Here is a 26086-nt window from a genome sequence, read left to right on the forward strand (position 1 = left end):
TGCATTTGAGGAGTATTTTTTGAATTGTATCTTCATCGATATAGTGAGCTACCGTATTAACGTAAAAACTCTTTGTCCAAAACTCACCACCCCAAAGTTTTTCCTTTACTTCTGGGTGTAGTTTAAAAATTTGTTTAGCTGTGATACTTTTTGCCGTTTGGATTATCCTTGTTGGACTATTAAACGGTACACTCTGAATCAAAAAATGAACATGGTTGCTGTCTGTACTTATCTCTATGAACGAAATCTAAAGGCAAATATCTTTTAAACTATTATCAATCGAACCAGGTTCTTATCCCCTTTCGAAATATATTCACATTCTCAGAATCTAAAATCTGATTTTGTACCAAAAGAAGACCTTTTCTTCAACTAATTATTAAATGTCTCTCGAATCCGACAATATCAGATTCAATATTTCTTTTTAAATGATTGAATAAATCCTTAAAAAACCACTGTAATCTGTTTTAGTCTCGAATATAGGAGTACTTTCTTTTTTTATAACTAAAAGAACTACTACATAACAGTATGTTATAATGTGAATTAATTATTTTTGCAAGATGATTTAGCATGTATGGTTTAGGCATCTGTACTATATGAAGAACATCGAAATTTCTTAGGCCTATTATCATGCATTTGTGGAGTTTGCGTTATGAGAATACTGTTGAGATATATCATTACTATTATATTGTCGACTGTAGTCATTGTTGTCAAGGCTGAATTGACCAACAACATATTCGACATCAGGCATATCGGCTATTCGGAGGGGCTCAGCAGTCAACGCGTATTTTCAATTGTTGAAGATCAGAACAGCGCAATGTGGATTGCCACAAAAACAGGAATAGATCGCTATAACGGAAATACCATTAAAAGCTATACATTATCAGGCAACTTTTACTACGGCGATATGGGGGGGCGTACACTTCGTTTGCTGTACGACAAACATTACGGACTGTGGGCATACGACAATACCGGTAGAATCTATCGTTATTCGATCGAGGATGACAGTTTCGAACAATACATGTATTTGGCCGAATTTATCAACGGAGAAATCATTTTAAACAAGTTATGCCTGGATCAGAACGGAACATTATGGTTGGGACTTAGCAAAGGGTTATATAAGAAAGAAGCTGACAAACCAATCACTCCGGTCATAAGCGGACAATATGTAAATGACATTATATCTACAGGTGAATCGCTTTTTGTTGGTACATCCGCCGGGGTGTTACAACTTTCGTACGCGCAGTTAGACAAGCCTCATTGGCTGGTAAAAGGAAAGGATGCACAGACGCTCTTCCACAACGTAACCAGCAATGAACTCTGGATCGGCTCTTTCAATAATGGTTTGTGGGTGATGGATTTGAAAACTTCGGCCATGCTCCCTTTGAAAGAACAGAGCTCTGGTTTTCTATACCCGATAAGAGCTATTACGAGCTATGATACGCATACCTTGTTGGTAGGAATAGATGGCGGAGGTGTGTATGCAGTCGACCGGGACTCGAAGAAGTACCATTTGCTGATGAGTACAGAAGATAGTACCGACATCTTTTTACCGGGTAACGGGATTTATGCCGTCACCAAAGACCACCAGGGAAACATCTGGATAGGAAGTTATACCGGGGGCGTATCCGTTGCTATTCTGTTGAAATACCCGATTACGATATTAACGCATCAAAGGGGAAATCCACAATCATTGGCAAATAACAATATCAATGATATCGAAGAGGATTCCAATGGAAACCTATGGTTTGCCACTGACTTCGGAATAAGCATCCGCAATAAATCTTCGCATGTGTGGAGTCACGAGCTAAAGGGTGTCGTAGTAGTTGCCTTATGTAAAGGGGAAAATGGTTCAGTGTGGGCAGGAACTTACGGAGACGGCATCTACCTTTTGAACAGCCGGAAACAGGTCGTCCGTCATCTTACCAAACAGCATGGAGGGCTTACAACAAACTATGTTTTTTCGCTCAAACAAGATACAGACGGGAACTTATGGGTGGGTGGCCTGGATGGACAACTGCTGATGATGGATAAACAGGGACGCCCTGAACGAACATACGATATTAAGTGGATTCATTCCATAGAGGAGGTAAATAATGACCAAATGGCCGCTGCCACGGTGAATGGGTTCTGTCTGGTGAATAAACGTACCGGAGATATACAACGCTATGCTACCTCACAGGAATATCACGAACAGAATGTCAGTGCCTATATCATATCCATGCTTTTTAATGCCGATAGTACTGTATGGCTGGGGACAGAAGGAGGTGGGCTAAACCTGTATGATATGCGAACCCGAAAGTCAAGGATATTCACCATGCAGGACGGACTTCCGTCTAACGACGTATACAGCTTGCAAAGAGATGTCAGAGGACGTCTGTGGGTAAGTACGGGAAAAGGACTTGCGCTAATTGAAAACTTCCAGGTATCGAACCTCAATTATTTGGGTGACATAGATAAAGAATATAACAAATCGTCTTTTGCCCGGCTGACAGACGGGAAATTTGCCTATGGGAGCACAAATGGCGTTGTCTTGGTCACGCCTGACGCGATAACTATGACAAACTATCAGGCCCAATTGAGATTTACCGGCTTGACAATAGACTATTTGCCCGCTGATGAAGAGAAACGTTTACGTCCTGCAATCTATGACATGCTGGCTAAAGGCATGGTTGAACTTGACTACAAACACAACTCATTCTCAGTTGCCTTTGAGTCGATCAATTACCGCTTTCAGCGTGATATCGCCTACCAGTATATTTTGGAAGGATACGAGAAATCATGGAGTAGCTTATCGTCCAATGGAGTGGTGAGGTACACCAATGTTTCTCCTGGCTCTTATCTCCTCAAAGTACGCAGCTTACGACGGAATAATGGGAAGATTATATCCGAACGAACACTTGCTGTAAAAATCGATCAACCCTGGTGGAATTCGTGGTGGGCATGGATAATTTACATTGGCGTCGCAGGCATTGTTGTTTCCTTTATCTGGCGTTACAAGAGCAATCAGCTTCAAAAAAAGTACGATGAAGACAAAATAAGGTTCTTTATTGATACTGCACATGATATCAGAACTCCTGTAACATTGGTTATGGCGCCTTTAGACGACCTTTTTAAGGAGAAGGGGCTCTCGGATAAAGCCCTTTATCTTCTGAAATTGGCGCACAGCAACACGAACAAACTCTATACACTCATCACCCAATTGCTCGAATTTGAAAAAGTAGATAGCCACAAGCAACAGCCTGTGCTAACTTCGTTAAACCTGAACGACATACTTGCCGAAGAGATTGCCGGTTTTCAGCCGTTGTGCGACAAGAAACAATTGCATTTAAGCCTTTCGTTGCCTGATGAAGACGTTTACATTATGGCAGATTTGCATATTGTAGAGATACTGCTGGACAATCTCGTTTCCAATGCCATTAAGTATACGATGCCGCAGGGTGATGTCCGCATAAGTTTAAATTACACAAAACGAAAAGCCATTATAGAAATTAAAGACAGTGGCATTGGAATTCCCAAAAAGGCAAAGAAACACTTGTTTACGGATGTTTACAGAGCCGACAATACGCAAAAATCGAATGAAGGCGGAACAGGCTTTGGACTCTTACAGGCACGCCGGATAATAAAAATACTACGCGGAAAGATCACTTTTCAATCCGAAGAAAACAAAGGCAGCACCTTTACAGTTACGCTTCCAAGAACGTATGTCGCTCCCAAGTCCGTTTCTATGCAAGCTGTTACCCCAAGAGAACTCATGTTCCCGAAAACGACAGATGGCGCAGAACAAAAAGTAAGCAAGACACGTCGCATAAGCCGGCAAACAGGAAAAAATACACTGCTCATTGTAGAAGATCACGAAGCCCTCCGCTATTACCTTCGTAAAACTTTCGAGAACGACTATCGGGTGGTTGACGTTTCCGACGGGCAAGAGGCTCTCGCATACCTCGCAAACGAATACCCTGATTTGATCCTATCCGACGTCATGATGCCGGGCATACAAGGGGATGAGCTTTGCCGGCTGGTCAAAGAAAATCCGGACACTTCGGGTATACCCTTTATCCTGCTTACCGCAAAAGTTAATCATGATGCCACTGTTGAAGGATTAAAGAAAGGTGCAGACGATTATATTCCCAAACCTTTCAGCACTGAGATTCTAAAGCTGAAAATACAGAGCATAATTGTCAACAGAAACAGGCAACGGGATTTTTTCATGCGGCAAGCTCTTTTACAAGTTGAAGCAGATAGAGAACGCCTGAATAATAGCGAAAGCCAGGATATAACAGTAAAAACCGATGATAATAAGACGAATGAAGCGGTTTCGGATATGCTATCGGAAAGTGATCGTCAGTTTATCATACGAGCGACTCAACTTGTCATCGCGAACATGAGCAACATTGATTTCAATATCAATACACTTTGCCAGGAAATGGCCATGAGCCGGACCCTTTTTTACAGCCGCCTAAAATCGCTGACCGGGAAAGGACCACAAGAGTTTATACGCATTATCCGGCTTCAGAAAGCAGCCGAACTATTAAAAGAAGGTAGAAATGTGACGGAAGTTGCCGCAGATACCGGATTTGTAAATACAAAATACTTTAGTTCGTTGTTCAAGAAACAATTTGGCATACAACCCAGCAAATACAATCAATCAGATTCAGCGTCATAGCGAATTCAGGACCGGACCCTTTTCTGTCAAATTGATGACAACGTAACGTTATTGCTGCTTCTCAATTCACAAAAAGTTCGATTTTACAGCTCCACCTACAGGCAAAAAACGACTGAAAGCGCCCTGCCCGGGGCGTGATCGAAAAATTGTCTGGAATCAAACCTTATTTGTCAGCTATCAGCCCATCGTTTTTACCTGCTATTCCCATTTTCACGTTGCTATTTTGAACAAAAGGAAAAACGATCTTCCGAAAGCGCCTCCGGGAGATGTTTAATTCCAGCCTAACTCAAAACAGCCAAAGAAACAATTTTAATCTAAACAGTTGTAATATGAAAAAAACAGCAGTGTTACTGCTCTTGGTGTGTTTGATGCAACAATCCTGTTCATCAAACGATGTTGTGGATACAGGAGAACATGGGAATTTCTTTTTCAAAGACGATTTTGAATCTTTTGATGAAAATATCTGGACCAAAGAAGTGCATGAAGCCGGATGGGTAAACCAGGAACTGCAGGCATACGATGCAGAGCATGTTTCGGTGGGTACCGATGAAGGTAAATCAGTGCTGATTTTAACAGCCGAACGCAAAGGCAATAAAATCTACTCCGGACGTGTAAATTCTAAAGGAAAAAAGAACTTCAAATTCAAAAAGATAGAGGCAAGTATTAAGCTTCCCAAAACCGCGAACGGCCTTTGGCCGGCTTTCTGGATGATGGGAGACAACGGAAAGCCCTGGCCGCAATGCGGAGAAATAGATATTATGGAGATGGGCGAACGTAACGGAATTACTGAAGCCACAACCGAAACATTTCTGAACACAGCGATCCACTACGGGACCGATGCCGGCTCCGGACATCAGCAAGAATACCAGGCTGCCAACTTCTCCCATAGTTTACAGGACGGTCAATACCATGTCTATACCTTAGACTGGAACGAAGATCGTCTGACAGTATCGGTTGATAATATAAAATTTCATTCGTTCGACATTAGCCAAACCAGCGGACGTTCTGCGTATTTCCACGACAACTTCTTCATCTTATTTAATCTTGCCGTAGGTGGTTCTTTTACCGGCATCTCCGACATAAACGAAATTACGGCTTTAAAAGACGGGGAAAAGGTGAACATGTATATCGACTGGGTAAAAATCAATTAATCTTAACTATAAATCCTATGAAAATAAAAGCTTACAAATACATTTTGTTTTGCGGACTATTAGCTGCCTGCCTGTTCGGAAGCGCATTCCAAATGAAAGCAGCAGGATTAAATGATTCCGCTACAGAACAACAAGAACTCAAAGTTACAGGAGTGGTGAGGGATGTTCATGGCACTATCCCTGGAGCAACTGTTGTTGAGAAAGGAAATCTCAGCAACGGGATCATAACCAATGAAGAAGGTAAGTTTACCCTAAGTGTCCGTCCAGGAGCCACTCTTATCATTAGCTATATCGGTTATAAAACTCAGGAAGTAGCGGTCGGTCAGGCTCCGCTGGATATTGTTTTAGAAGAAGACAGCAAAATGGTTGATGATGTGGTTGTTACTGCTCTGGGGATCAAAAGAGAACGCAAAGCGCTGGGCTATAACGTAGCCGAAGTAAATGGCGACGCTTTTACAAAGGCCAAGGAAACCAACGTCATTAATTCAATGGCAGGTCGCGTACCCGGGCTGATCGTTAGTCAAACCGCAGGCGGTCCATCCGGATCCACCCGTGTTCTCCTGCGCGGCAGCACCGAAATGACCGGGAATAATCAGCCTCTGTATGTGATCGATGGTGTTCCTCTCGACAATACCAATTACGGCAGTGCCGGTACATCCGGTGGTTTCGACCTTGGCGATGGTATTTCAGGCATCAACCCCGATGATATCGAAAACATATCTGTACTTAAAGGCCCTGCTGCATCTGCTCTTTACGGCAGCCGTGCCAGCCATGGTGTCATCCTGATCACCACCAAGAAAGCCGAAGGCAAGAACAGTTTCGATGTGGAATACAACGGAACGATGACTTTTGATACGCAACTTGCCAAATGGAACGACATACAACAGGTCTATGGTATGGGCAGCAACGGAACCTATAGTATCGATGCAGTATCCAATACGAATAAAAGTTGGGGTGCGAAAGCTGACGGAAGCAACTCTCTGAAATACTTTGACGGCGTAGAGCGGCCTTACCTCATCATACCCGACAATACCTCGGGCTTTTTCCGTACAGGTTTTACTGCCAGTAATACTGCCATCATCAGTTCGAACAGTGGTAATACCGGTGTGCGCTTCACTTATACCGACATGCGCAACAAGGACATTGTTCCGAAAACCCACATGAGCCGTAACATCTTTAACCTGCGTGCCAATACTTCGCTGAACAAGGTGGATTTTGATTTCGGGGTTAACTATACGCGTGAGGCCGTAAAAAATCGCCCTGCCCTGGGCGACAGCAAGTCGAACATTGGCAAAAACCTGATGACACTGGCCACCACCTACGACCAACGATGGCTAAAAACCTACCAAGATGAAAATGGCGAGTACGCCAATTGGAATGGTATGGATCCCTACAATGTGAATCCCTATTGGGATGTCTATAAAAATAGCAACGACTCGAAGAAAGATCAATTCCGCTTCAATGGAAAGGCTGCCTGGAATATCAATAAGCATCTGAAGTTGCAGGGAACTGCGGGCGCCGAGCTCAACTGGTTTACTTTCGAAGACTATAAAGCCCCCACCACGCCCGGTTTTGAAGCAGGACGCCTTCAAAACAGTTCATTTCAAAACCGGATGTATAATTTTGAGCTACTCGCCCTTTACAACAAAAGCTGGGAAAATTTCGATCTTAGTGCTACCCTCGGAGGGAACCTGTACAAAGTGGATAACAAAACCATTGTCACCACTGCTCAGGATATGCAAATTCGCGACGTAGTGGCATTGATGAGCTTTAATGAAATCAGCGTAGAACCAGGTAGTTACCGCAAGCAAATCAACTCGGTCTATGGTGCTGTCAATCTGGGTTGGAAACACATGCTCTATTTTGATGCTACGCTGCGCGGCGACCAGTCATCGACCCTTCCTACCGGCAACAACATCTATGTCTATCCCTCTTTTTCAGGCAGCTTCGTGTTCTCAGAACTGGCTCAGTTAAAGAAAATCATGCCTTACGGAAAGCTACGCATGTCATGGGCCCAGGTAGGTAGCGATACTGACCCCTACCAGTTAGGGCTGGTATACACCAAGTCTAAATTTACTTATCCAGGCTACACCATCGGCTATATCAACAATAACACGATTCCCAACAAGGACTTAAAACCGACAAAAACAAACTCTTTTGAGATAGGTCTGGATACAAAGTTTTTAAATAATCGGGTTGGCGTTGATTTTACCTACTATACACAGATCAGCAAAAACCAGATTATGGGCATGGCCAATTCCTGGACATCAGGTTACAACTACCGACTGATCAATGCCGGCGAAATTGAGAATAAAGGTATAGAAATAGCTCTCAATACACGCCCCATTGAAATCAAAGACTTTTCCTGGGATTTAAATCTGAACTTCTCGAAGAATAGCAACAAAGTAAAAAGGCTCGTCGACAATATGGATATGTTTGAATTGGAAAAAGCTCCCTGGCTCGATGTTCAGGTGGCAGCCAAGGTCGGCGAGAATTTTGGTTCGATAGTAGGACCTGACTTTGAATACAATGAAGATGGAGATATACTCATCGACCCGCAAACTGGGTTGCCTCAATATGACAAGAGCAATCATGTGCTGGGAAATGCATCCTGGGACTGGACCGGAGGTGCAACTACAACCTTTACTTACAAAAGACTGTCACTTTCTGCCGTCTTTGATGTGAAAGTGGGAGCTGACCTCTACTCCATGTCTGCCCGTGCTGCTTATGAATCGGGCAAGAGCAAAGAAACACTTGCCGGACGTGAGGGATGGTACCGATCCGAAGAACAACGTCAAGCTGCCGGCATCGCCAAAGGCTCTTCCAACTGGACTCCCACCGGAGGGTTTATCGCTCCCGGCGTAATTGACAATGGTGACGGTACTTATCGTCCCAATGACATTTACATCAACCCCGAGGATTATTGGATGAGTGTAAGCCGCAATGCGCCGTCAATGTTTGTATTTGACAACTCGTATGTGAAATTACGCGAATTAACGCTGAGTTACAGTGTTCCAAAATCCTTTTTAAGAAATGTTGTAAAAGGTCTCAATCTCTCATTTGTTGCACGCAACCCATTTATCATATGGAAGAATATTCCGAACATCGATCCGGATTCCAATTACAACAACACGACTGGTATGGGTTTAGAGTATGGCTCATTACCATCGCGCAGAAACTACGGGTTCAATGTAAATGTTAAATTCTAAATGAATTTCAAGTTTAATTCATTCACAAAGAATATAATACAATGAAATACAATCTATCCTATATAGTAATAATGTTGGTGACCTCTGTCCTGTTCTTTACTGCTTGCAGTGATAAGTACATGGAAGATATGAACACCGACCCCTCGAAGGCTGCTTCTATTGACCCCAATGCCCAACTCACGACTGCACAGTTGCAAACTTATGGTGACCTGGGTATGGTCGAGATCTATCGAAACTATCTCTATGCATTCAATCAACAGCTAATGGGATGTTGGAATACCACAAATTATGGAGGACGTCACACACAAGATAACAGTGAGATGAGCCGTATCTGGACATCATTTTATCCAACGGCCATCAAGAACATCACGGATGCAGAGTACCGTACTGCTAACGACACCCTAAAAGTGAATATTAATTCAGCTTTGCGTATATACAGAGTCTATCTCATGTCTATTATCACGGACATTTATGGTGATGCACCTTACAGCGAAGCTGGCAAGGGTTTTCTCGAAGGAAAGTTCAATCCCCGTTATGACACGCAGGAAGAGATATACAACGATTTCTTCCTGGAGTTAAGTGCTGCTGTTGCCAACTTTGACGCCAGCAAAGACAAAATTACGGGCGATGTTATTTACAAAGGAGACATCGCAAAATGGAAGAAACTGGGTAATTCTCTTCGTCTGCGCTTTGCTATGCGAATTTCCGATGTAGCGCCACAAAAGGCTCAGGAAGAGTTTGAAAAAGCGCTGCAAGCCGATGGCGGAATCCTGGAGAATGCCAGCGACGACGCACTTATCAAGTACATGGATATTTCGTTCAGCTTTGGCCAGGAAGCTTATTCCGATTATCGGGGTAATGCCTTATCGCAGTTACTCTTCGGAAACGACCCTGCCAATAATCCCAGCTATCTTTGTTCTACCTTGTACAACCAACTTTATAACACGGGCGACCCCCGTACTTTCAGAATCGCTCGCTTCTATTACGATGGGCTCATGAGTGCCACAAGTCCCGACAATCGTATTGATTTAACTGACGAGATAATCGCCAAAGGCGTCCAAACTAACCCCCGCGATCCGGGAGCTTTCTCCTGGGAACCATGGCCTACCGGTTATGACAGCGATATATTGAAGGAACTTGCCAAGACCAATCCTTCAGTCAACCCCAGTGTAGCTCGCGAAACCGAACCCAAACTGGCCAATAATTTTCTCAGAGGTGATAATCCCGGGGTCGTGATGACTTCGGCAGAGGTGAAATTTCTGTTAGCGGAAGCCAAATTAAACGGATGGAATGTTGGGGATGCCTCTGTTAATGACCTGTATATTCAAGGAGTACGGGCAGCTATGGATTTTCTGACCGATAATTATAATTGTGAGGTTGTATCCGACGACGAATTCAATACGTTCATCCCGAATATCAGCATAGGCTACACCGACGAACAGAAAAAGAAAGCGATTAATACACAAGCATGGATTCTCCATCTTACCAACCCGGCCGAGTGCTGGGCCAACGTTCGCCGCTCAGGCTATCCCGTGCTTAAATCTCCTGCTGATTACGGCTTCGGCCAGTTCCTCACCGGAGGTACTGAAATTCCGGTACGCCTTTGCTATCCGGTACTCGAATCGTCATACAACAAAGCAAATTATGATGACGCATTGAACCGAATGGGTGGTAATGATAGCTGGCACACGCGCGTATGGTGGAATAAATAATTACGGAATAAGAATAAAGAAGTAAATAGAAGAAATATGAAAACGATATATTTTATACTACTTGCTGTACTTGTTGCGAGTTTTACGTTCACAGCGTGCAACAACGAAGATCCGTTCTCAACAGCTACCGCCGGTGACTACCCGCGGATACTCGACCCCGTTTTCCCAGATCGTGTAAACGGAGAACTGCCTGTCATCGCCAATATAAACAGGGATGCCAACCTGACAATGGAACTGACAGTCACTCCGGCCGATTATACCACTATTTCATGGCAGATCGACGGAGCTGAAGTACAAACCGGAACGACGCTCGATATCAGTCTCAAGGCAGGTACATACAATTTTAAAGTAACCGTTTCAACCGAAGCCGGTAAATCGACCTATCGCGAGGGTATTGTACAAATCAATCCGTTACCGGATGATCCATGGGCAACAGAAATAGGCTTCGAGCGTATCATTGCGCCGGGGATAAACGCTCGACTTTATGGCAATAATCTCAGCAACGTGAAGAGCATTATCATCGATGGAACAACCATCACCAATATCGTTTATGTCGATTCAGAAGACAATGCCTATATCGAATATGAAGTTCCTGCCGACCTGGCCGAAGGTGAGCATCGCGTAATACTGGTAGACAATGACAATAACGAGTATGGTGGCAATATTGTCAAAGTCACACACACGGCGCTTATCACTTCGGGAGCCGACCGAACCAATGCGAATAGAGAATGGGTGATGACCGGTATCAATCTCGACCAGATTGCTTCACTGACATTCGCAGGACAAACTATCACCGAGTTCACACGGCAGTCGCCCACGGAAATCGCACTTACCTGTCCCCAATTGGAAGACGGGGAATACAAACTGACAGGTAGTACAAAAAGCGGAACAGACTTACAATTCTATCGTGATAAGGACGTCTTTACCGAACAGACAGTCACTGTCTCTTCAACCACAGTGCTCTGGCAAGGACACCATTACGTATCGTGGGATCTTCCGGACGATAGTCCGAACAAAACTTTCAACTTGATTGGCAGCGATGTGTTTGCCACGTTAAAAGCCGGTGCAGTCCTGAGTATCCACTATTCAGTAGCCCCCGAAGACGATTATCATCAGTTACGGACCACTACCGGCTGGTGGAATGATTTACCAGGCACTTCTGTAATCGAATTCTCGGAAGACGGTGTAAAGGAAGTCCAGCTAACACAAGAGGTCCTAAATAAAATTCAGGATGAAAGCGGATTTCTTTGCGTAGGGCATGGCTATTATGTGGATATGGTAACCGTACAGTAATAAGCGCCAAGAAGACTTAATCATTGGATTATAACGCTGAAGAGAATACTACTTAGCATTAACTATTATGGCTGTCTGCGTAATGTAGGCAGCCTCTCTTTCAATTGCGAAAGATCCTAAGATAGAGCAGTAGGAATCTGTCAAATTTGTTGTAGCTGACCTGAAAATAAACAAGGCACTTCCATCGCTGAAAGTGCCTTGTTTATTGTGGGCCCAGCTGGGCTTGAACCAGCGACCTAATGATTATGAGTCATCCGCTCTAACCAACTGAGCTATGGGCCCGGAAATTCGCTTAGAATTTCGGATTGCAATTTTACGGATTTGTCCCGTATTTCACAAGCATTTTGTTCGTTTTTAGATTAACCCGATGGCTTTCGTTAAAAGGCTTGTGACATTCTCTACATTCTGATTGAATACCTTCAGAATCTCTTCCCAGGAAACCGGGGCTTCATCGGTTTTCCAACTATCGTAATCGGTTGCCATGGCAACGGTAGCGTAAGGAATTCCTAATTCGTTGGCCAGAATGGCTTCGGGTGCGGTCGACATGTTGATGATATCGGCGCCCCACATCTGAAACATCCGGGATTCGGCACGGGTCGAAAAACGGGGTCCCTCAATGGTTATCACCGTTCCTCCATCGTGCGCTTTGATGTTGAGTTTTCCTGCACTTTGTAATAACCGGGCGCGCAAACTTTCTTCAAACGGATCGGCCATGGGAGTGTGTTTCATTTTGCCGGGTTTGAATTTGTCGAAGAAGGTAACGGGTCGTCTCCGGGTAAAATCGATGAACTGATCGGGAACCACCAACTCGCCTCTTTTGATGTCTTCTTTCAGACTTCCACACGCTGTTGTAGACAGGATATGGGTGCAGCCTAATTCTTTGATGGCCCATATGTTGGCCCGGTTATTCACCTGGGTGGGGGGAATGGTATGTTCACGCCCGTGTCGTGACAAAATGACGACATCGACCCCGTTAATTTTTCCGGTGAGAAAATCGGAGCTGGGTTCGCCGTAAGGCGTTTCTACATCAATTCGTTTCGAGTCTTCCAAAATATCAGGATTTTCGAGTCCTGAACCACCAATTATGGCAATGTACTTCATCTGTTTGCTTCCGTTTTTTATTTCTGTTTTATAAAGTTATTCAAGACTCAGGAGAATTCCACAGGCCTCTTCCAACGATTTTCCAAATGCCAGAATTCCTTCGCGGTGACCTCCCATGATAAGTATTCCTTTTTCCCGGTTACCCTGAATAGAAAGAAGCCGGGCGATTTCCGTCGCCATTTCAGGCGTTCCGTAAGCGATCTGCTCACCGGTTGTGGGCAACACGTTTTTCCATTTCTCCCATCGCTTCAAATCGTGTACATGAACAACGGTATTTACGTCCGGCAAGGTTTGATAAACGATGGCATGCGATAGCGATTCACTGGAAGCCTTGATTTGTCCGGTACACCAAACTTCATTGGTTGCTATTTTGAACGAATCGACCTGGGCATAATGTTCCGGACCGGTTTCCCGAAAATAGCCGGTAGCCGACCCTGTAACGATGAATTGGTTCTCGTTGTTTAGCCGGATGGAGATATTGCCAAAGCCAATTCCGTCCGGATAGACGCCAATCAGTTGTTGCATATAGAGTTTGGTTCGCCAATGGTTCAGTTCTTCTATCGCCTTTGACGGAAAATTCAATGTTTGCTGATTCCAGTGACAGTTGAATTTGATATATCCTTCTTCCTGTAACATTCAGTAACTATTTCTGAAATAGAGAAGATATGCTTTCGCGGTTGGGTTTACAAATCCCTCGTTCGGTGATGAGGCCGGTGACTAATCGGGCGGGTGTAACATCGAAGCCGTAATTGGCTACCGGACTACCTTCCGGCATAATACGTACGGTCTGAATTTCTCCCTCCGGAGAAATGCCTTCCATCTGATTGACCTCTGCAGCATCTCGTTGCTCGATGGGAATCTCCTGAATGCCATCACTCAGGTTGAAATCAAATGTGCTGGAAGGCAAGGCTACATAAAAAGGTATTTGATTGTCCTTTGCCGCCAGTGCTTTCAGGTAAGTGCCTATTTTATTGGCAACATCGCCGGTGGCGGTCGTTCGGTCGCTCCCCACAATGCAAATGTCGACCATGCCGTGTTGCATGAGGTGGCCGCCTGTGTTGTCGGGAATGACGGTGTGCGGAACACCTTCCTGACCCAGTTCCCACGCGGTCAGTCGGGCTCCCTGGTTTCGAGGCCGGGTTTCGTCGACCCAAACATGTACCGGGATGCCTTTCAGAAAGGCTTTGTAAATAGGAGCGGTGGCCGTTCCCCAATCGATGCAGGCCAACCAGCCGGCATTGCAGTGTGTGAGGATGTTGACGGGTGCACCGTTCTTCTTTTTACTAATCTCTTCGATGAGCTCACAGCCGTATTCGCCGATTTGCTCCGACCACGATATTTCACGGTTCTTGAATTCGTTTGCTTTCTGTAAAGCCAGATTTACTGCCATTCCCTTGTCTGTAATATCGCTTAACGCGTCAACCATTTCGTCAATCAAAATGGCGAGATTGACAGCCGTCGGTCGGGCTGTTTTCAGAAATGCTGCTTTCTCATCGAGGTATTCCCGCAAGGAAATCTTTTCATCGAAATGTAAAAGGGCGAGGTAAATTCCATAGGCACCCGTCACGCCGATGAGCGGCGCTCCCCGAACCGTCATGTTGCGGATGGCTTCAAAGGCATCGGCTTCATTTTTGAGTTGTATTGTCTCAAAGGAAAAGGGCAAACGACGTTGATCGATGACTTCGATTATGGTTGCATCGTTTTCGTTTACCCAAATGGTATGATAATGCTGATCGTTAACTTTCACTGGTGCAGGTTTTGCTTGTTTTTAAGAGAATTTCTCCGGATAAAAGTAAGAAGGCTTTGTGAAAGCACCACGGAACTTCGTCATATTCCTGAAAAAGTGATTCTGCGAAAGAAAAAAAGCCCCGGAGAGCTCCGGAGCTTTTAGTTGGCTAACTGATATTTTGCGTTTACTGTGCAGGTTCGGGTTCCGGAATGCCTTCCGTTTCGTTCAGTACGGCTTGGTAAAGGCTTGCGAATGAGGATTTGACCCAGATTCTAGCGGGAATGATTCCAATAACTAACATGATTAATCCCGCAAGAAAGATGAAGAAGGACACAATAGCCATCCAGAAAATCCGCCATCCGTGCCCACGTGTCATCCGCCAACTTTCTTCTACGGCTGAAATCGGATCGAGGTGTTTGTCCATCACCAGATACGATACAAAAACCAGTCGGCAGGCGAAAATGATTCCCGGAAGAATAATAGCCACAAATCCAAGCCCGACAATGGCTACCGTTAAAAGATTTGCCAAAATGATATTCAGATAATTTTTGAATCCAACAAGAATGGTTTCTACTTCGAGTTTTTCACCCCTAACTGCCTGAATGAACATCAAATCGGCCGCGTATTTAATGATCGGAAGAAACAGGAAATAGTAGGCCAGCCCAAAAATACTCGCAAGAAAAATAGCCCATCCCATGTTTCCGTCGTGTTGCATTATTTTCATTGGAAAGTCCAAAATGGACAAGACCATTACCACCAGGAACAGGTGGAGAAAATAGGTCTTCATGACCTCCCATCCGAAGCCAAAGGCTTTTCCGGATCCGGGTTTCAGTTGTTTGTAATCAATGGCTTTCATGGCATATGTTTTTTCGTTTGTTTGACAGATATTATAATGATGTAAAACTATGCATCCCTTTATTTACAGGCTAACTACCAAAGTAGTGTTTTGCCGTTTTCGTTACTTTAATGTGCATTTTCCTACCAGGATGGAGACCACCTGTGGTGAGGAGTGATGCTGTACCTCGTGCGATTGTTTTTGCTGAGGTGTGGCGACCAGAATCGTTAACGCGACAGCCACGAGTATAAATACGAGGTGATTCATGACCCAATCTTTTCCTTCGGTTACTATTCTGTTTACCTGATTTCCCGATTTTGTATTTGTTGTTGCTTTCATGGCCAATCGTTTTTGATTGAATTTCTAATCCAAAATTACGACGGGGTAGAGCCGGATTTTAGCGACGGAAGTAGTGTTCGAACTTTTTCCTACTTTGGTAGGAGGCAACACTACTTTAGTAGGGCAACTATTATTTAACGCGTTACGATAAAATTGTGTATTTTTATGTTATGCTAATTTATCTGCTGCTCGTCATATTTGCATTTAGTTCTGCACTCACAGCTGGTGGTGTAATGTTGTCGCAACGGTTGAGAAATCGTTTCGAGACACGTTTCCTCACATCGGTTCAATACTTTCAGATATTTACGTATGCCTTTGGTTTCTACGGACTTTGGGGAAGTGTGCTTCTTCGGGCTTTTATTTCTTCATTCGTGCAAACAGATTTGACAGAGCGGATTACCGGCATTATGACATTCATCGGAATTCCGTTTTTGGTTGCATCCTGGTATATGCTGGTGAGAGCTTCTATCGAGATGTCCGGGCGTTCGACACGTCGCTCATTTATCATATTTTTCTTGCTTTTTAATTTGGTTGGTCTGGCGATTTTAGGGGGAGCGATTTACCGTTATCCCAATATGGAGGTCATGATACTACTAAAGTATTACTACATTTCCTTCAATTCACTCTTTTTTTTACTGGCTGCCATCCTGATTTTGATGGATGGGAAGAAGCAAAGTCTGAATTTCTCCGACCGCTTATGGGTGGCAGTAGGATTTGTGATTGTTGCCGTTGTTCAGGGTATTTTTCTGGAGTTCTACCGTGAAAATCACTACATCGGTGCCGTGTTTATCCTGTTCTATTTCCTGGGAAATGCTTTTCTTCCTATTTTCCTTACCTATTTCGCCGATTTGTCGATGATGGAGTCGGAAGGAGCCGGCAAAGGAAACATGTCGTTCAAATCCTTCTGTCGGAAATACGAGATTTCTCCACGCGAAGCGGAAATCGTCCTGGAAATCTGTAAAGGGCTAACCAATCAGGACATTGCGGACAAACTGTTTATTAGCTTGCAAACCGTGAAAGATCACACGCATCGCATCTACCTCAAGACGTTCGTGAAAAACCGTACGCAGCTGGCGAATCTCATCAAAGAGAAAACGGACCTTTAGCTTTTGGGATTAAATACAACTTCGTTTAACAGCTCGTTATTTTCCAGAAACGCCCGGATATTTCCCATGGTGGTTCCCGCAATATTGAACATCGCCTCGCGGGTGAAGAATGCCTGGTGCGACGTAATGATAACATTGTTGAAGGTGAGCAGGCGTGCCAGGGTATCGTCGAACAACACGCGGTCAGAAAGGTCTTCAAAGAAATATTCGCTCTCTTCTTCATACACATCCAAACCGGCTGAGCCAACCTGCCCCGACTTTAAACCGTCAATCAGATCGGAGGTTTTGATCAACTTTCCACGTCCGGTATTGATGATCATCACGCCGGGTTTCATCATGTCGATGGCGTCCTTGTCAATCAGCCATTTGGTTTCCCGCGTCAGCGGACAGTTGAGCGAGATAATGTCTGACATTTGCATCAGCGAATCGAGGTCGACGTAGCGGAATCCTTCCTTCTTCGCGTATTCCTTATCAGGAAAAGGATCGTAGGCCAGCACTTCCATGTCGAAGCCCCGCAGGATTTTCACCAGCGCTCTCCCGATTTTTCCGGTCCCGATGACCCCGGCCGTTTTTCCCTGCATGGTAAATCCCATCAGCCCGTTGAGGGTGAAGTTGGAATCGCGGGTACGGAAATAGGCCCGGTGAATTTTCCGGTTTAACGTCATCATTAACGCGACGGTGTGTTCAGCAATGGCGTTAGGCGAATATGCCGGAACACGGACAATGGGGATTTTCCCCTTGGCGTATTTCAAATCGACGTTGTTGAAGCCTGAGCAACGCAGGGCAATCAGCTTTACACCGAATCCTGTCAGCTGGTCAATCACTTCTTTGGAAATGATGTCGTTGACGAACACAACCACCACATCGGCATCTTTTGCCAAAATGCAGTTGTCGGGGGTAATGTGGTACTGAAAGTATTTTATTTTGTAGCCGTACTCGCTGTTCAGTTGATCGAATACTTCCTTGTCGTAGGGTTTCGTATCGAATAGGGCGATCAGTGGCTGTTTTTTCTCTTCGGTCATCCTCTGTTTTTTCGTTTCATTGCACAATTCATAAGGAAAACAGTCGGGTGAATCAAAGGTTCGCAGGGCTTTTTTCTTTCCGGCCATCTTGATAACTCAATTGAAAATCTGTTTGGCATCATGAAATTCAGGATGAGGGAAACTGGAATCTGTTTGGCGTCATGAAATTCAGGATGAAGGAAACAGGAATCTGTTTAGCGTCAAAAAATTCAGGATGAGGGAAACAGGAATCTGTTTAGCGTCAAAAAATTCAGGATGAGGGAAACTGGAATCTGTTTGGCGTCATGAAATTCAGGATGAAGGAAACGGAAATCTGTTTAGCGTCATGAAATTCTGGCTGAACCTCATCTGATATCCCCGTTGTTGGTAACTACTGGCGCTTGCTCATTCAGAGTCTGGATACGTATCGGATGCGGTGCGGTATTTATACCCGATTTTCGTACCTTGAAAGTTGCCCGATGAAGGGCGTCCATCAAAAATTTACGGACTTATGTCGATAGCACTTCAACCCATCGGAACCATTTTCACTCCTTTTAGAAGCAAAGAAGGAATGCCCATTCAGTCGCGTTTAGCGAAAGGCGCCAAAGGCCGGGTTGAGTTGAAAGAGGAATTTGTACCGGGCTTGCTCGATTTGGATGGGTTTTCCCACATTTTCCTGGTGTATTATTTTCATGAATCGAATGGTTTCGAGTTGCAGGTAAAGCCGTTTCTGGACGATGAGAAGCACGGTGTTTTCGCTACAAGAGCTCCGAGGAGGCCGAATGCCATCGGCATGTCAGTCGTTCGATTGCTGCGCATCGATAACAATATTCTGGAAGTGGAAAATGTGGACATGCTGGATGGCACGCCACTACTGGATATCAAACCGTATGTTCCGCAGTTCGATGATCATGCGGTCGAAAAATGGGGTTGGGTCGAGGACAAAGAGAACCGGATGAAGGATATTCAATCGGATGACCGGTTTGATAAGTAATTATGAATATTGCCAGAGAGCGAATACATAATTATTCACCCCTGGCAATACTAAATCTATTTCTTTGGGACTGTTCTGAATTTGTCGTATCGGGAACTGTCGTTCGATACTAAGGCCCGATAATCAAATTCAAAATTTCCAACGATATTCGATGGTTGAAGTCGTTATTTCCTGGAATTTATCGGTAATTTCCCGTCGATACTGGCTTTGCCTCCGCCAGCTATCAGCACGATAATGGCCAGTCCAAACAACAAAATGAAATATTCCAGCCCCTCTGTTTTATGGGCTTGTCCGTACCAGTTCATGAAAAAGCCGGCATGGATATGGACACTGAGTACAACTCCTATAAAGTTTGCTATGATTCCGAAGGCTGCTACTCTTGTCAGGAATCCAAAGAAAACGAACAGCGAACCAAAAAATTCGATGATGATGACCAATAGTCCAATTACATAAGGCAAACCAATTGTACCTGTTAAAAAACCCATGGTTCCTTCAAAACCACCGCCTCCGAACCAACCCAAAAGTTTTTGGGCTCCGTGCGGGAAGATTACGATGGCTAAGGCCAACCTGGCGATCAGTGCCAGAACGTTTGAAGTGTCAGTAATAAGCAGATTTTTTAATTTCATTGTATATAATTTAAATGATACCTGAATTTCAAAACACCACCATTAAGGTCACTGGGGAATTTCAACGAATCTTCTACTCTTTTTGAACGTGAATGTTTAAGCAACGTCTCCCATCGAAGGAAAATAAATAGAAAACTCAGACTTTTTTGGGGTGTATACGCTTTTGCCTCTGGTAAGTTCCATTAGGTTATTTTCAGCAAGCGTTACTGCCATTCAGAATACAATATATTGGCAAAACAAAAGGCTGCCTCTGAAAAGAAGCAGCCTTCGTTCTTTGTTGAAATAATATCTCGTTATCAATACGTATCGGCAAGTGTCTGGATTTTTAGCTTATCAGCCAGGTTCGGAACACTTTTTCCGTTGGTATAACATTCGATGGTTACCTTCTCGTTCGGCAACAGATCGAAATAGTTGTCGGTAAAGAACAAGTCGGCATCGGTATCTGCGCTCAGATAAACATTTTTCGCCAGTTTATCTGTCGAAAGCGTGATGCTGTATCCATTGGGCAGTTCAAACAGTTCCGCTTTGACGTGTGCTTTCGGCAGCGGCAAATATTTGATGTCGTGGAAATATAAATTATTTGTTGAAAGCGTTTTGCCGTTTTCTGAAACCGTGCAAACCAACAGCGAATGATGCGTGTCGATGGGTTTCAAAACATTGTCTCTCCGGAAATCGACATACGATTCGGAAGCGTTGGGTTTGATAGTAGTTTCCACATCTTTTTGCCATAAGACATTTCCGTCGAAATCGACAATTTGCAGGTGAATCTGCCCTTCAAATGCCTTCAGGCGGTCGCTCACCACATACACTTTGATGAACTTCCTCGTTTCGATAGGCGAAATAAGCACCGGAGAAAATGCCTTTTTCGCGAAATACTGTAGTGCTTTCCAGCGCTGGTAGTAATCAGTACTCGACCATGATGCTACCGGCCAGCAATCGTTGAGTTGCCAGTACAGCGAGCCCATCACATAAGGCATGGCCCGGCGGTGCGCTTCCATGGCCTCTTTTATGCCTTCAGCCTGCAAAACCTGGCCTACGTAAAGGAACGATTCAAAATTCTTCGGTTTCTTGTAGTGACGATCCATGTATTCCACAATGGTACCGTTACCAATGGATGAGCGCTGATGCGATTTCATCACATCGGAATAGATGTTGAAATCTTTCGGTTCGGCATATTGTTTAACCGTTTTCAGTTCCGGGAAACTCTGGAAGCCGTATTCGCTCATAAAACGGGCCAGATGGGTGTCGTAGCTGCTGAATGGCTCTTTTCCCCACCAAACGCCCCAGTAGTGTTCGTCGCCGCTCACCAAATCAGGAACTACGCCGGGACCTGAAGACGGACTGGAACTCCAGTAAGCGCGAGAAGGATCGTATTTTTTGACTACTGAAGGCAAAATATCGTGGAAGATGGTAGTATATGACTTCCAGATAGAATCGGCGTCCGCTTTGTTTTTTGTTTCCTCTTTCTGCTGCCAGCCCCATTGTTTCCATGCAACTAAACACTCATTATTTCCGCACCATAACGCGATGGACGGATGATTGCGCAGCCGTTTCACGTTGTCGATGGCTTCCTGTTTTACATTGTCCAGGAAAGCCTTATCGCCCGGGTACATGGCACAGGCGAACATGAAATCCTGCCAAACCAGAATACCGGCTTCATCGCAAAGATTATAGAAGATATTGTTCTCGTAAATGCCACCGCCCCAAACGCGCAGCATGTTAAAGTTCGACTCTTTAGCAGTCTCAATTACTTTTTTATAGTTTGCGTCGGTTACCCTTGACGGGAAAATATCATTGGGTATATAGTTGGCTCCCTTCATGAAGACAGGCACGCCATTCAACTCGAAGTAGAAGGTGCGGCCTTTATCGTCTTTCTTGCGAACCAATTTGAGTGTCCGGATACCAATACGTACCGATCGGGTGGCAGTGGTAACATCATTCTTCACCTCACCGTTGATGGTGTATAGATTTTGTGCACCCAGACCATTGGTCCACCAAAGTTTGGGATTCTTGATGGAAAATTTAACCGGGTAGGTTTGTGTTCCTTTTTGCAAATTGACATTGGCGGTTGCCAGAATCTGGCCATCGTTGCTGACGGTTAATTGCGCCGGACCATTTTTCTCCGCATCAATTTCGAAAACAGCGGTCATTTCTGCCTGCGTTTTGGAAACGCTGTCCTGAACAATGTGCAGATCGGCGATCCGGTCGGAATCCCAGGCTTTGAGGTACACCGGACGCCAAATACCACTGGAAACCAAACGCGGGCCCCAGTCCCAGCCAAAATCGTATCCTGCTTTTCGCGTGTAAACCGAAACTTTTTTATCGCCGGGAACTTTTCCCAATTCGGCCAGGTCGTTGTCCGAAACGGGAATAACGTAACCGTTGGCATCGTATTTTTTAATTCCTTCTTCAATCGGTGAGCGGAAGACAATACGTAAGTCATTTTTGCCTTTTTTCACGACATCCTTCACATCAACCTGCCACTCGCGAAACATATTGTCGGCCGAAAGTACCTGCTCGTCATTAACAAATACGTCAGCATAGGTATCGAGACCTTTAAAATCAAGAGCAATCCGATCATGGCGCATCATGGCTGGCGTTACCTGAAAAGTAGTTTTGTATTCCCAGTTAACTTTATCAATCCATTGCACATCATGTTCATTTAACCGGTAAAACGGATCTTCAATTTTGCCGTTTTTCATCAGGTCGGTATGTACACAACCGGGTACATTGGCCGGCAACCAATCATTTTTGTGAGCCTGACTGAACTGCCAGCCATCTTTTAATTCCACCTTAATGGCCTGGTGCGACGCACTGCTACAGCCCATCAGCGCTATCAATCCCATCAATGCCAATGCTTTTAGTTTGTTCATGTACTTGTGTTTGGTAATTGGTTCTCTTTTCACATGCAGCCATTATTGTCAATGGTCTGGTAGCTTCTTACTCTCCAATAACGGTTAGCAGGCTTAGTTATTATGTATAATTAAGCTTTCAGAAATCAGTTGAGCCCTCAAGATATAAATTCTGATGTAACCGGGAGTCAGAAAGTTCGGTTTGACTGAGTCTAAAGAGTAGAAATATGCTGCCGAGTTGTGCTGCAGTTGGGATGAGATATAAAAAAAGGGCCAGCTGTCTGACCCCTTTTTTTGTAGCACACTAATATTTTAACCGGCTATTTGGTTTCCGAATTATCGGTGGTTGCTTGTTCACCAACTGGTTCGGCATTGCGTTTTTCGAAAGGTAGTTTCTTCCGTTTGAAGAAATTCTGGTAAAACTTCCAGCCAATGGCTACCACCTTATCATTATCCAAAACAATCGGGGTTAACTCGGCCTGATTAACGATACCGTCGGCATAAACCTGGTCGGTATAGTACCACAACACTTCAACTGTGTCGGAGGGATTTACCTCAAACATTTCGTAATGGTAAGGGTTCACCTGAAGTTTCCCGAATTCATCGGGCTTGGTTTCCACGCCTCCCATGATGCTAATCACTTCGGACTTTGACATCCCCGGTTCAATTTGCAACATGTTGTTTTTGTTGGTTGTGCGGATTTTTCCCGGCGATACGCAGGAGCTTATGATAAACATAAATCCGGTCAGGCTAAATAGCAATAACTTTTTCATCGCAGTGGGTTCAGGTTGAAAATCAATTATTATCGAAAATAACAAAAAAGGCGGTAACCAAAGCTATCGGTGTAAAAAAATAATGCTGTAACTGCTGATATTTGTGGATATTATTCCGATATCGGTAAAAGAGGACTATTTGATGTTATTAACGTCCAAAACCGCTCTTCAATCCCATGATGCAAACCTGGGGCGGGCGCATAAAGCCATGTGTGGAAATGCTTTCTTTGACCGTTCCGGCCCGCTCTTCGAATTCTTTTCCCCTGTCATGACCGGCAAATTCGCTTACCCGTTCGTCGAGCATTCGGAAAAATCGCCACATCCGCTCGCTGGAATTCAACATCGGTTCTTTGTCGAAAGCCAGAAAAACTTTGTCCACAACCATCGGGAGATCTTCCACCAGGTTCACCACTTCATCCTGCGTAAAGGTATGACGGTGAAAGTGCCCGGAAGTCATATCCATGTCCGCTTTGAGATGATGATAGGAAAGATGAGCCTCCTGCGCAGGGGTTAAATCTTCGCATATGAGCTCGCTAATCAGCAACAATCCTCCAGGCGCCAGTACCCGGGTCATCTCCTTTAGTGCCTTTCGGGGATTGGGAAAATGGTGCAGCGAATTCGAAATGCTTACCGTATCAAAATACTCATCTTCAAAGTCCAGTTGTTCGGCATTTCCTTCTACCAAGGTAATTGTAGCTTGCGAAAGCTTTTCTTCGGCTACTTTCAGGTTGGCGGGATTCATATCCAATCCCGTACCCGATTCGTACAAGGCAAATGCATCCAACAAGAAAGCCAGAAAGTCACCTTCACCTGTGGCGACGTCGAGCAGGTGCCCGGCGTTGCGGTTTTTTAGCTGTTTTTTCAGTTCGGGAAGATGATACATGGACTGCTCCGGCTTTCGGTATTTCAATTACGATTATTTCACTTCGAAGGTGGTGGTTCCGATATTGAAACCGTCAGTAAACACATCGACGGTGTAGATACCGTCCATCAACTGAGGTTCATCGGTATTGTCCCAGTAAATATTTACAGGAAGCTGGGCGCCCTCGTATTCAACAGTACGCATGGCAGAATAAGGAATTTTCAAATCTTCAAATTTGAAAACATTGTCCTTCGATTTGACCAACAGTAGCTGATCGGGGCGCTGAATGCGGACGTAAATATTCTTGGAGCCACGCTTGGCGGTTACGTTTTTGCTGAGCGTGAAACTCACTTTTATTTTTTCGATTTTTCTCGACTTGGGTGTGTCATTTCCTTTCCGGTTGATGCCTGTCGCGGAGAGGTTCAATGCATCGAGCTGAGCTGCCAGCGAAACCTTTTGTTGCAGCTTTTTCTTTTGTTCTTCCAGCTGTTTGTTTTGGGTTTGCACCTCGGTATACTGCTGCTTCACCTGTTTGTTTTCGGCCATCAGGATTTTATTCCGCGTATTGAGCGAATCAATCTGAACGATGTAATTCCGCATGATTCCCCGCAATGTATTGACTTCATCACGGTAGTTGGAAATCTGCGAATAACTGGCTTTTTTCAGTTGTTCTATTTCCGTTAGCAGATTCTGAACGCGTGTACGGGCCATATCGATGTGCGTGCTTAGTGTGTCATTCTCGGTATGTAGTGAGTCATAAGAGACGACCATCCTGGAAAGCTCAGCTTGAATTGAATCTTTCTCCACATTTAGTTGTTGCACCATCTGTTGGTTATTCCTCCGTTGAAAGAAGAAGAGGACTCCGACAACAACTAACAAAACAGCCAAAACGATAACAATAATGTTGTTCCGTTTGTCGGCTGATGATTTATTTTCCTGATTTGCCATGTTTTCCCTGTATTGCAAAGGTTTCAACCCAATTAGAGTACGTACAAAAGTAATATTATTTTAGTCCTGATCAAACGTCTTTGGTGGGGGTAGAATCGCAAAAAATGTTCTGCTTTTTCGGGTATGATATTCCGATATTGGACAACAAAATATGTTGAAGCATTGTTTTAAGACTCACGATACCGTAGCCGGAAAACTTTTACAGAATTGTTTTTCCGGTTATTTTGACAAGTGATGATAAACCGAAACAGTCGAAATGAATCTATCCGAGGTACGAAGAGAGTATCAGTTAAAACAGCTCGATCCTAAAGAAGTAAATAACGACCCGATCCGACAATTCGAGATATGGATGAATGAGGCGCTCGACGCCAAAACTTCCGACCCCACTGCTATGACATTGGCTACCGCTTCCGCAGAAGGAAAACCGTCGGCGCGGATTGTTCTGTTGAAATATTTCAGCCACGATGGTTTCTTCTTTTTCACAAATTACGAAAGCAGAAAAGGAACAGAACTGGAAGCGAACGACCAGGCAGCACTTCTCTTCTTCTGGCCCGAACTGGAACGCCAGGTCCGGGTAGAAGGGCATGTGGTAAAAGCCAGTCCGGAGTTATCGGATTCCTATTTTGCGTCGCGTCCTGCCGAAAGCCAATTGAGTGCGGCCATTTCTCCCCAGAGTAAAGAAGTGAAGGACCGCTCTTCACTTGAAGAACTGTGGAAAAAGAAGCAGGAAGAGCTTGGCGATGAAGCTATCCAACGGCCCGATTTCTGGGGTGGTTACCGGTTGCTTCCCGACAAAATTGAGTTCTGGCAGGGAAGGGCCAACCGTCTGCACGATCGCGTTTTATATCGCCGTGACGAAGAGAGCTGGAAATTGGTTCGCCTGGCTCCCTGA

General features: G+C 44.6%; 19 protein-coding genes, 1 tRNA gene and 1 pseudogene. 8 read left to right on the plus strand and 13 right to left on the minus strand.

Going from position 1 to position 26086, the window contains the following annotated elements; genetic code table 11:
- Positions 1–10: 10 nt before the first annotated feature.
- Positions 11–241 (minus strand): annotated as a pseudogene (gene tnpA, locus AC060N_RS00570) (IS200/IS605 family transposase); the annotation flags it as partial.
- A gap of 408 nt (positions 242–649) precedes the next feature.
- On the opposite strand from tnpA, the gene AC060N_RS00575 reads away from it, so the two are divergent.
- From AC060N_RS00575 to AC060N_RS00595, 5 genes are all read left to right on the plus strand, one after another.
- Positions 650–4663, plus strand: a complete 4014-nt coding sequence (locus AC060N_RS00575) for a hybrid sensor histidine kinase/response regulator transcription factor (protein WP_479525448.1) — start codon at positions 650–652, stop codon at positions 4661–4663.
- A gap of 329 nt (positions 4664–4992) precedes the next feature.
- On the plus strand, positions 4993–5814 hold the full coding sequence (locus tag AC060N_RS00580; protein WP_479525449.1) for a glycoside hydrolase family 16 protein: 822 nt from the start codon (positions 4993–4995) through the stop codon (positions 5812–5814).
- A 17-nt stretch (positions 5815–5831) separates the two neighbouring features.
- Positions 5832–9023 carry a SusC/RagA family TonB-linked outer membrane protein gene (locus AC060N_RS00585; protein WP_479525450.1) on the plus strand — a complete coding sequence of 1064 codons (3192 nt, stop codon included), beginning with the start codon at positions 5832–5834 and terminating at the stop codon, positions 9021–9023.
- Between the two features lie 41 nt (positions 9024–9064).
- Positions 9065–10735, plus strand: coding sequence for a SusD/RagB family nutrient-binding outer membrane lipoprotein (locus AC060N_RS00590; RefSeq protein WP_479525451.1), 1671 nt, complete (start codon positions 9065–9067; stop codon positions 10733–10735).
- A 36-nt stretch (positions 10736–10771) separates the two neighbouring features.
- A complete protein-coding gene (locus AC060N_RS00595) occupies positions 10772–12028 on the plus strand; it encodes a hypothetical protein (RefSeq protein WP_479525452.1) in 1257 nt (418 codons plus the stop codon).
- 208 nt (positions 12029–12236) lie between these two features.
- On the opposite strand, the gene AC060N_RS00600 is transcribed toward AC060N_RS00595, so the two are convergent.
- The 6 genes from AC060N_RS00600 to AC060N_RS00625 all read right to left on the minus strand — a co-directional run bounded on the left by AC060N_RS00600 (position 12237) and on the right by AC060N_RS00625 (position 16032).
- A tRNA-Ile gene (locus AC060N_RS00600) sits at positions 12237–12310 on the minus strand.
- Positions 12311–12382: 72 nt separating this feature from the next.
- On the minus strand, positions 12383–13129 hold the full coding sequence (gene mtnP / locus AC060N_RS00605; protein WP_463229145.1) for an S-methyl-5'-thioadenosine phosphorylase: 747 nt from the start codon (positions 13127–13129) through the stop codon (positions 12383–12385).
- Positions 13130–13165: 36 nt separating this feature from the next.
- Positions 13166–13765 (minus strand): class II aldolase/adducin family protein, encoded by a 600-nt coding sequence (locus tag AC060N_RS00610; RefSeq protein WP_479525453.1) that lies wholly within the window; start codon positions 13763–13765, stop codon positions 13166–13168.
- 7 nt (positions 13766–13772) lie between these two features.
- A complete protein-coding gene (gene mtnA / locus AC060N_RS00615) occupies positions 13773–14876 on the minus strand; it encodes an S-methyl-5-thioribose-1-phosphate isomerase (RefSeq protein ID WP_479525454.1) in 1104 nt (367 codons plus the stop codon).
- A gap of 166 nt (positions 14877–15042) precedes the next feature.
- A complete protein-coding gene (locus AC060N_RS00620; RefSeq protein WP_479525455.1) occupies positions 15043–15714 on the minus strand; it encodes a DUF7847 domain-containing protein in 672 nt (223 codons plus the stop codon).
- Between the two features lie 102 nt (positions 15715–15816).
- Positions 15817–16032 (minus strand): hypothetical protein, encoded by a 216-nt coding sequence (locus AC060N_RS00625; protein ID WP_479525456.1) that lies wholly within the window; start codon positions 16030–16032, stop codon positions 15817–15819.
- A gap of 170 nt (positions 16033–16202) precedes the next feature.
- On the opposite strand from AC060N_RS00625, the gene AC060N_RS00630 reads away from it, so the two are divergent.
- Positions 16203–17138: a helix-turn-helix transcriptional regulator gene (locus AC060N_RS00630; RefSeq protein ID WP_479525457.1), complete on the plus strand. Its 936-nt coding sequence runs from the start codon at positions 16203–16205 to the stop codon at positions 17136–17138.
- On the opposite strand, the gene AC060N_RS00635 is transcribed toward AC060N_RS00630, so the two are convergent.
- Complete coding sequence (locus tag AC060N_RS00635) at positions 17135–18160, minus strand: 2-hydroxyacid dehydrogenase (RefSeq protein WP_463229155.1); 1026 nt, start codon at positions 18158–18160, stop codon at positions 17135–17137. The genes AC060N_RS00630 and AC060N_RS00635 overlap by 4 nt on opposite strands.
- A 490-nt stretch (positions 18161–18650) precedes the next feature.
- Between AC060N_RS00635 and tsaA the strand changes: the two genes are divergently transcribed.
- Complete coding sequence (tsaA, locus tag AC060N_RS00640; protein WP_479525458.1) at positions 18651–19133, plus strand: tRNA (N6-threonylcarbamoyladenosine(37)-N6)-methyltransferase TrmO; 483 nt, start codon at positions 18651–18653, stop codon at positions 19131–19133.
- A 164-nt stretch (positions 19134–19297) separates the two neighbouring features.
- Here tsaA and AC060N_RS00645 read toward each other — a convergent pair whose 3' ends face one another.
- The 5 genes from AC060N_RS00645 to AC060N_RS00665 form a co-directional block, all read right to left on the minus strand.
- Entirely contained in the window at positions 19298–19759 is a 462-nt protein-coding gene (locus AC060N_RS00645) for a DoxX family protein (RefSeq protein ID WP_479525459.1), read from the minus strand.
- A gap of 296 nt (positions 19760–20055) precedes the next feature.
- A complete protein-coding gene (locus tag AC060N_RS00650) occupies positions 20056–22632 on the minus strand; it encodes a beta-mannosidase (RefSeq protein WP_479525460.1) in 2577 nt (858 codons plus the stop codon).
- A 299-nt stretch (positions 22633–22931) separates the two neighbouring features.
- Positions 22932–23384 (minus strand): DUF3192 domain-containing protein, encoded by a 453-nt coding sequence (locus AC060N_RS00655; protein WP_479525461.1) that lies wholly within the window; start codon positions 23382–23384, stop codon positions 22932–22934.
- A 148-nt stretch (positions 23385–23532) separates the two neighbouring features.
- The gene (locus tag AC060N_RS00660) at positions 23533–24294 is read right to left on the minus strand and encodes a class I SAM-dependent methyltransferase (RefSeq protein WP_479525462.1); all 762 of its coding nucleotides are present in this window, start codon (positions 24292–24294) and stop codon (positions 23533–23535) included.
- Positions 24295–24300: 6 nt separating this feature from the next.
- Positions 24301–25194: a hypothetical protein gene (locus AC060N_RS00665; protein WP_479525463.1), complete on the minus strand. Its 894-nt coding sequence runs from the start codon at positions 25192–25194 to the stop codon at positions 24301–24303.
- A 256-nt stretch (positions 25195–25450) separates the two neighbouring features.
- Between AC060N_RS00665 and pdxH the strand changes: the two genes are divergently transcribed.
- Entirely contained in the window at positions 25451–26086 is a 636-nt protein-coding gene (pdxH, locus tag AC060N_RS00670; RefSeq protein WP_479525464.1) for a pyridoxamine 5'-phosphate oxidase, read from the plus strand.

It is taken from the genome of Prolixibacter sp. DSM 2831 (assembly GCF_056493735.1).

What these genes read in the sequence shown, in the direction of transcription:
- AC060N_RS00590 (WP_479525451.1), top strand. Translation starts at nt 9,065, where the DNA reads ATGAAATACAATCTATCCTATATAGTAATAATGTTGGTGACCTCTGTC.
- tsaA (WP_479525458.1), top strand. Translation starts at nt 18,651, where the DNA reads ATGTCGATAGCACTTCAACCCATCGGAACCATTTTCACTCCTTTTAGA.
- pdxH (WP_479525464.1), top strand. Translation starts at nt 25,451, where the DNA reads ATGAATCTATCCGAGGTACGAAGAGAGTATCAGTTAAAACAGCTCGAT.
- AC060N_RS00655 (WP_479525461.1), bottom strand. Translation starts at nt 23,384, where the DNA reads ATGAAAAAGTTATTGCTATTTAGCCTGACCGGATTTATGTTTATCATA.
- AC060N_RS00585 (WP_479525450.1), top strand. Translation starts at nt 5,832, where the DNA reads ATGAAAATAAAAGCTTACAAATACATTTTGTTTTGCGGACTATTAGCT.
- AC060N_RS00610 (WP_479525453.1), bottom strand. Translation starts at nt 13,765, where the DNA reads ATGTTACAGGAAGAAGGATATATCAAATTCAACTGTCACTGGAATCAG.
- AC060N_RS00630 (WP_479525457.1), top strand. Translation starts at nt 16,203, where the DNA reads ATGCTAATTTATCTGCTGCTCGTCATATTTGCATTTAGTTCTGCACTC.
- AC060N_RS00620 (WP_479525455.1), bottom strand. Translation starts at nt 15,714, where the DNA reads ATGAAAGCCATTGATTACAAACAACTGAAACCCGGATCCGGAAAAGCC.
- AC060N_RS00575 (WP_479525448.1), top strand. Translation starts at nt 650, where the DNA reads ATGAGAATACTGTTGAGATATATCATTACTATTATATTGTCGACTGTA.
- AC060N_RS00595 (WP_479525452.1), top strand. Translation starts at nt 10,772, where the DNA reads ATGAAAACGATATATTTTATACTACTTGCTGTACTTGTTGCGAGTTTT.
- AC060N_RS00650 (WP_479525460.1), bottom strand. Translation starts at nt 22,632, where the DNA reads ATGAACAAACTAAAAGCATTGGCATTGATGGGATTGATAGCGCTGATG.
- AC060N_RS00625 (WP_479525456.1), bottom strand. Translation starts at nt 16,032, where the DNA reads ATGAAAGCAACAACAAATACAAAATCGGGAAATCAGGTAAACAGAATA.
- AC060N_RS00645 (WP_479525459.1), bottom strand. Translation starts at nt 19,759, where the DNA reads ATGAAATTAAAAAATCTGCTTATTACTGACACTTCAAACGTTCTGGCA.
- AC060N_RS00665 (WP_479525463.1), bottom strand. Translation starts at nt 25,194, where the DNA reads ATGGCAAATCAGGAAAATAAATCATCAGCCGACAAACGGAACAACATT.
- AC060N_RS00580 (WP_479525449.1), top strand. Translation starts at nt 4,993, where the DNA reads ATGAAAAAAACAGCAGTGTTACTGCTCTTGGTGTGTTTGATGCAACAA.
- AC060N_RS00635 (WP_463229155.1), bottom strand. Translation starts at nt 18,160, where the DNA reads ATGACCGAAGAGAAAAAACAGCCACTGATCGCCCTATTCGATACGAAA.
- mtnP (WP_463229145.1), bottom strand. Translation starts at nt 13,129, where the DNA reads ATGAAGTACATTGCCATAATTGGTGGTTCAGGACTCGAAAATCCTGAT.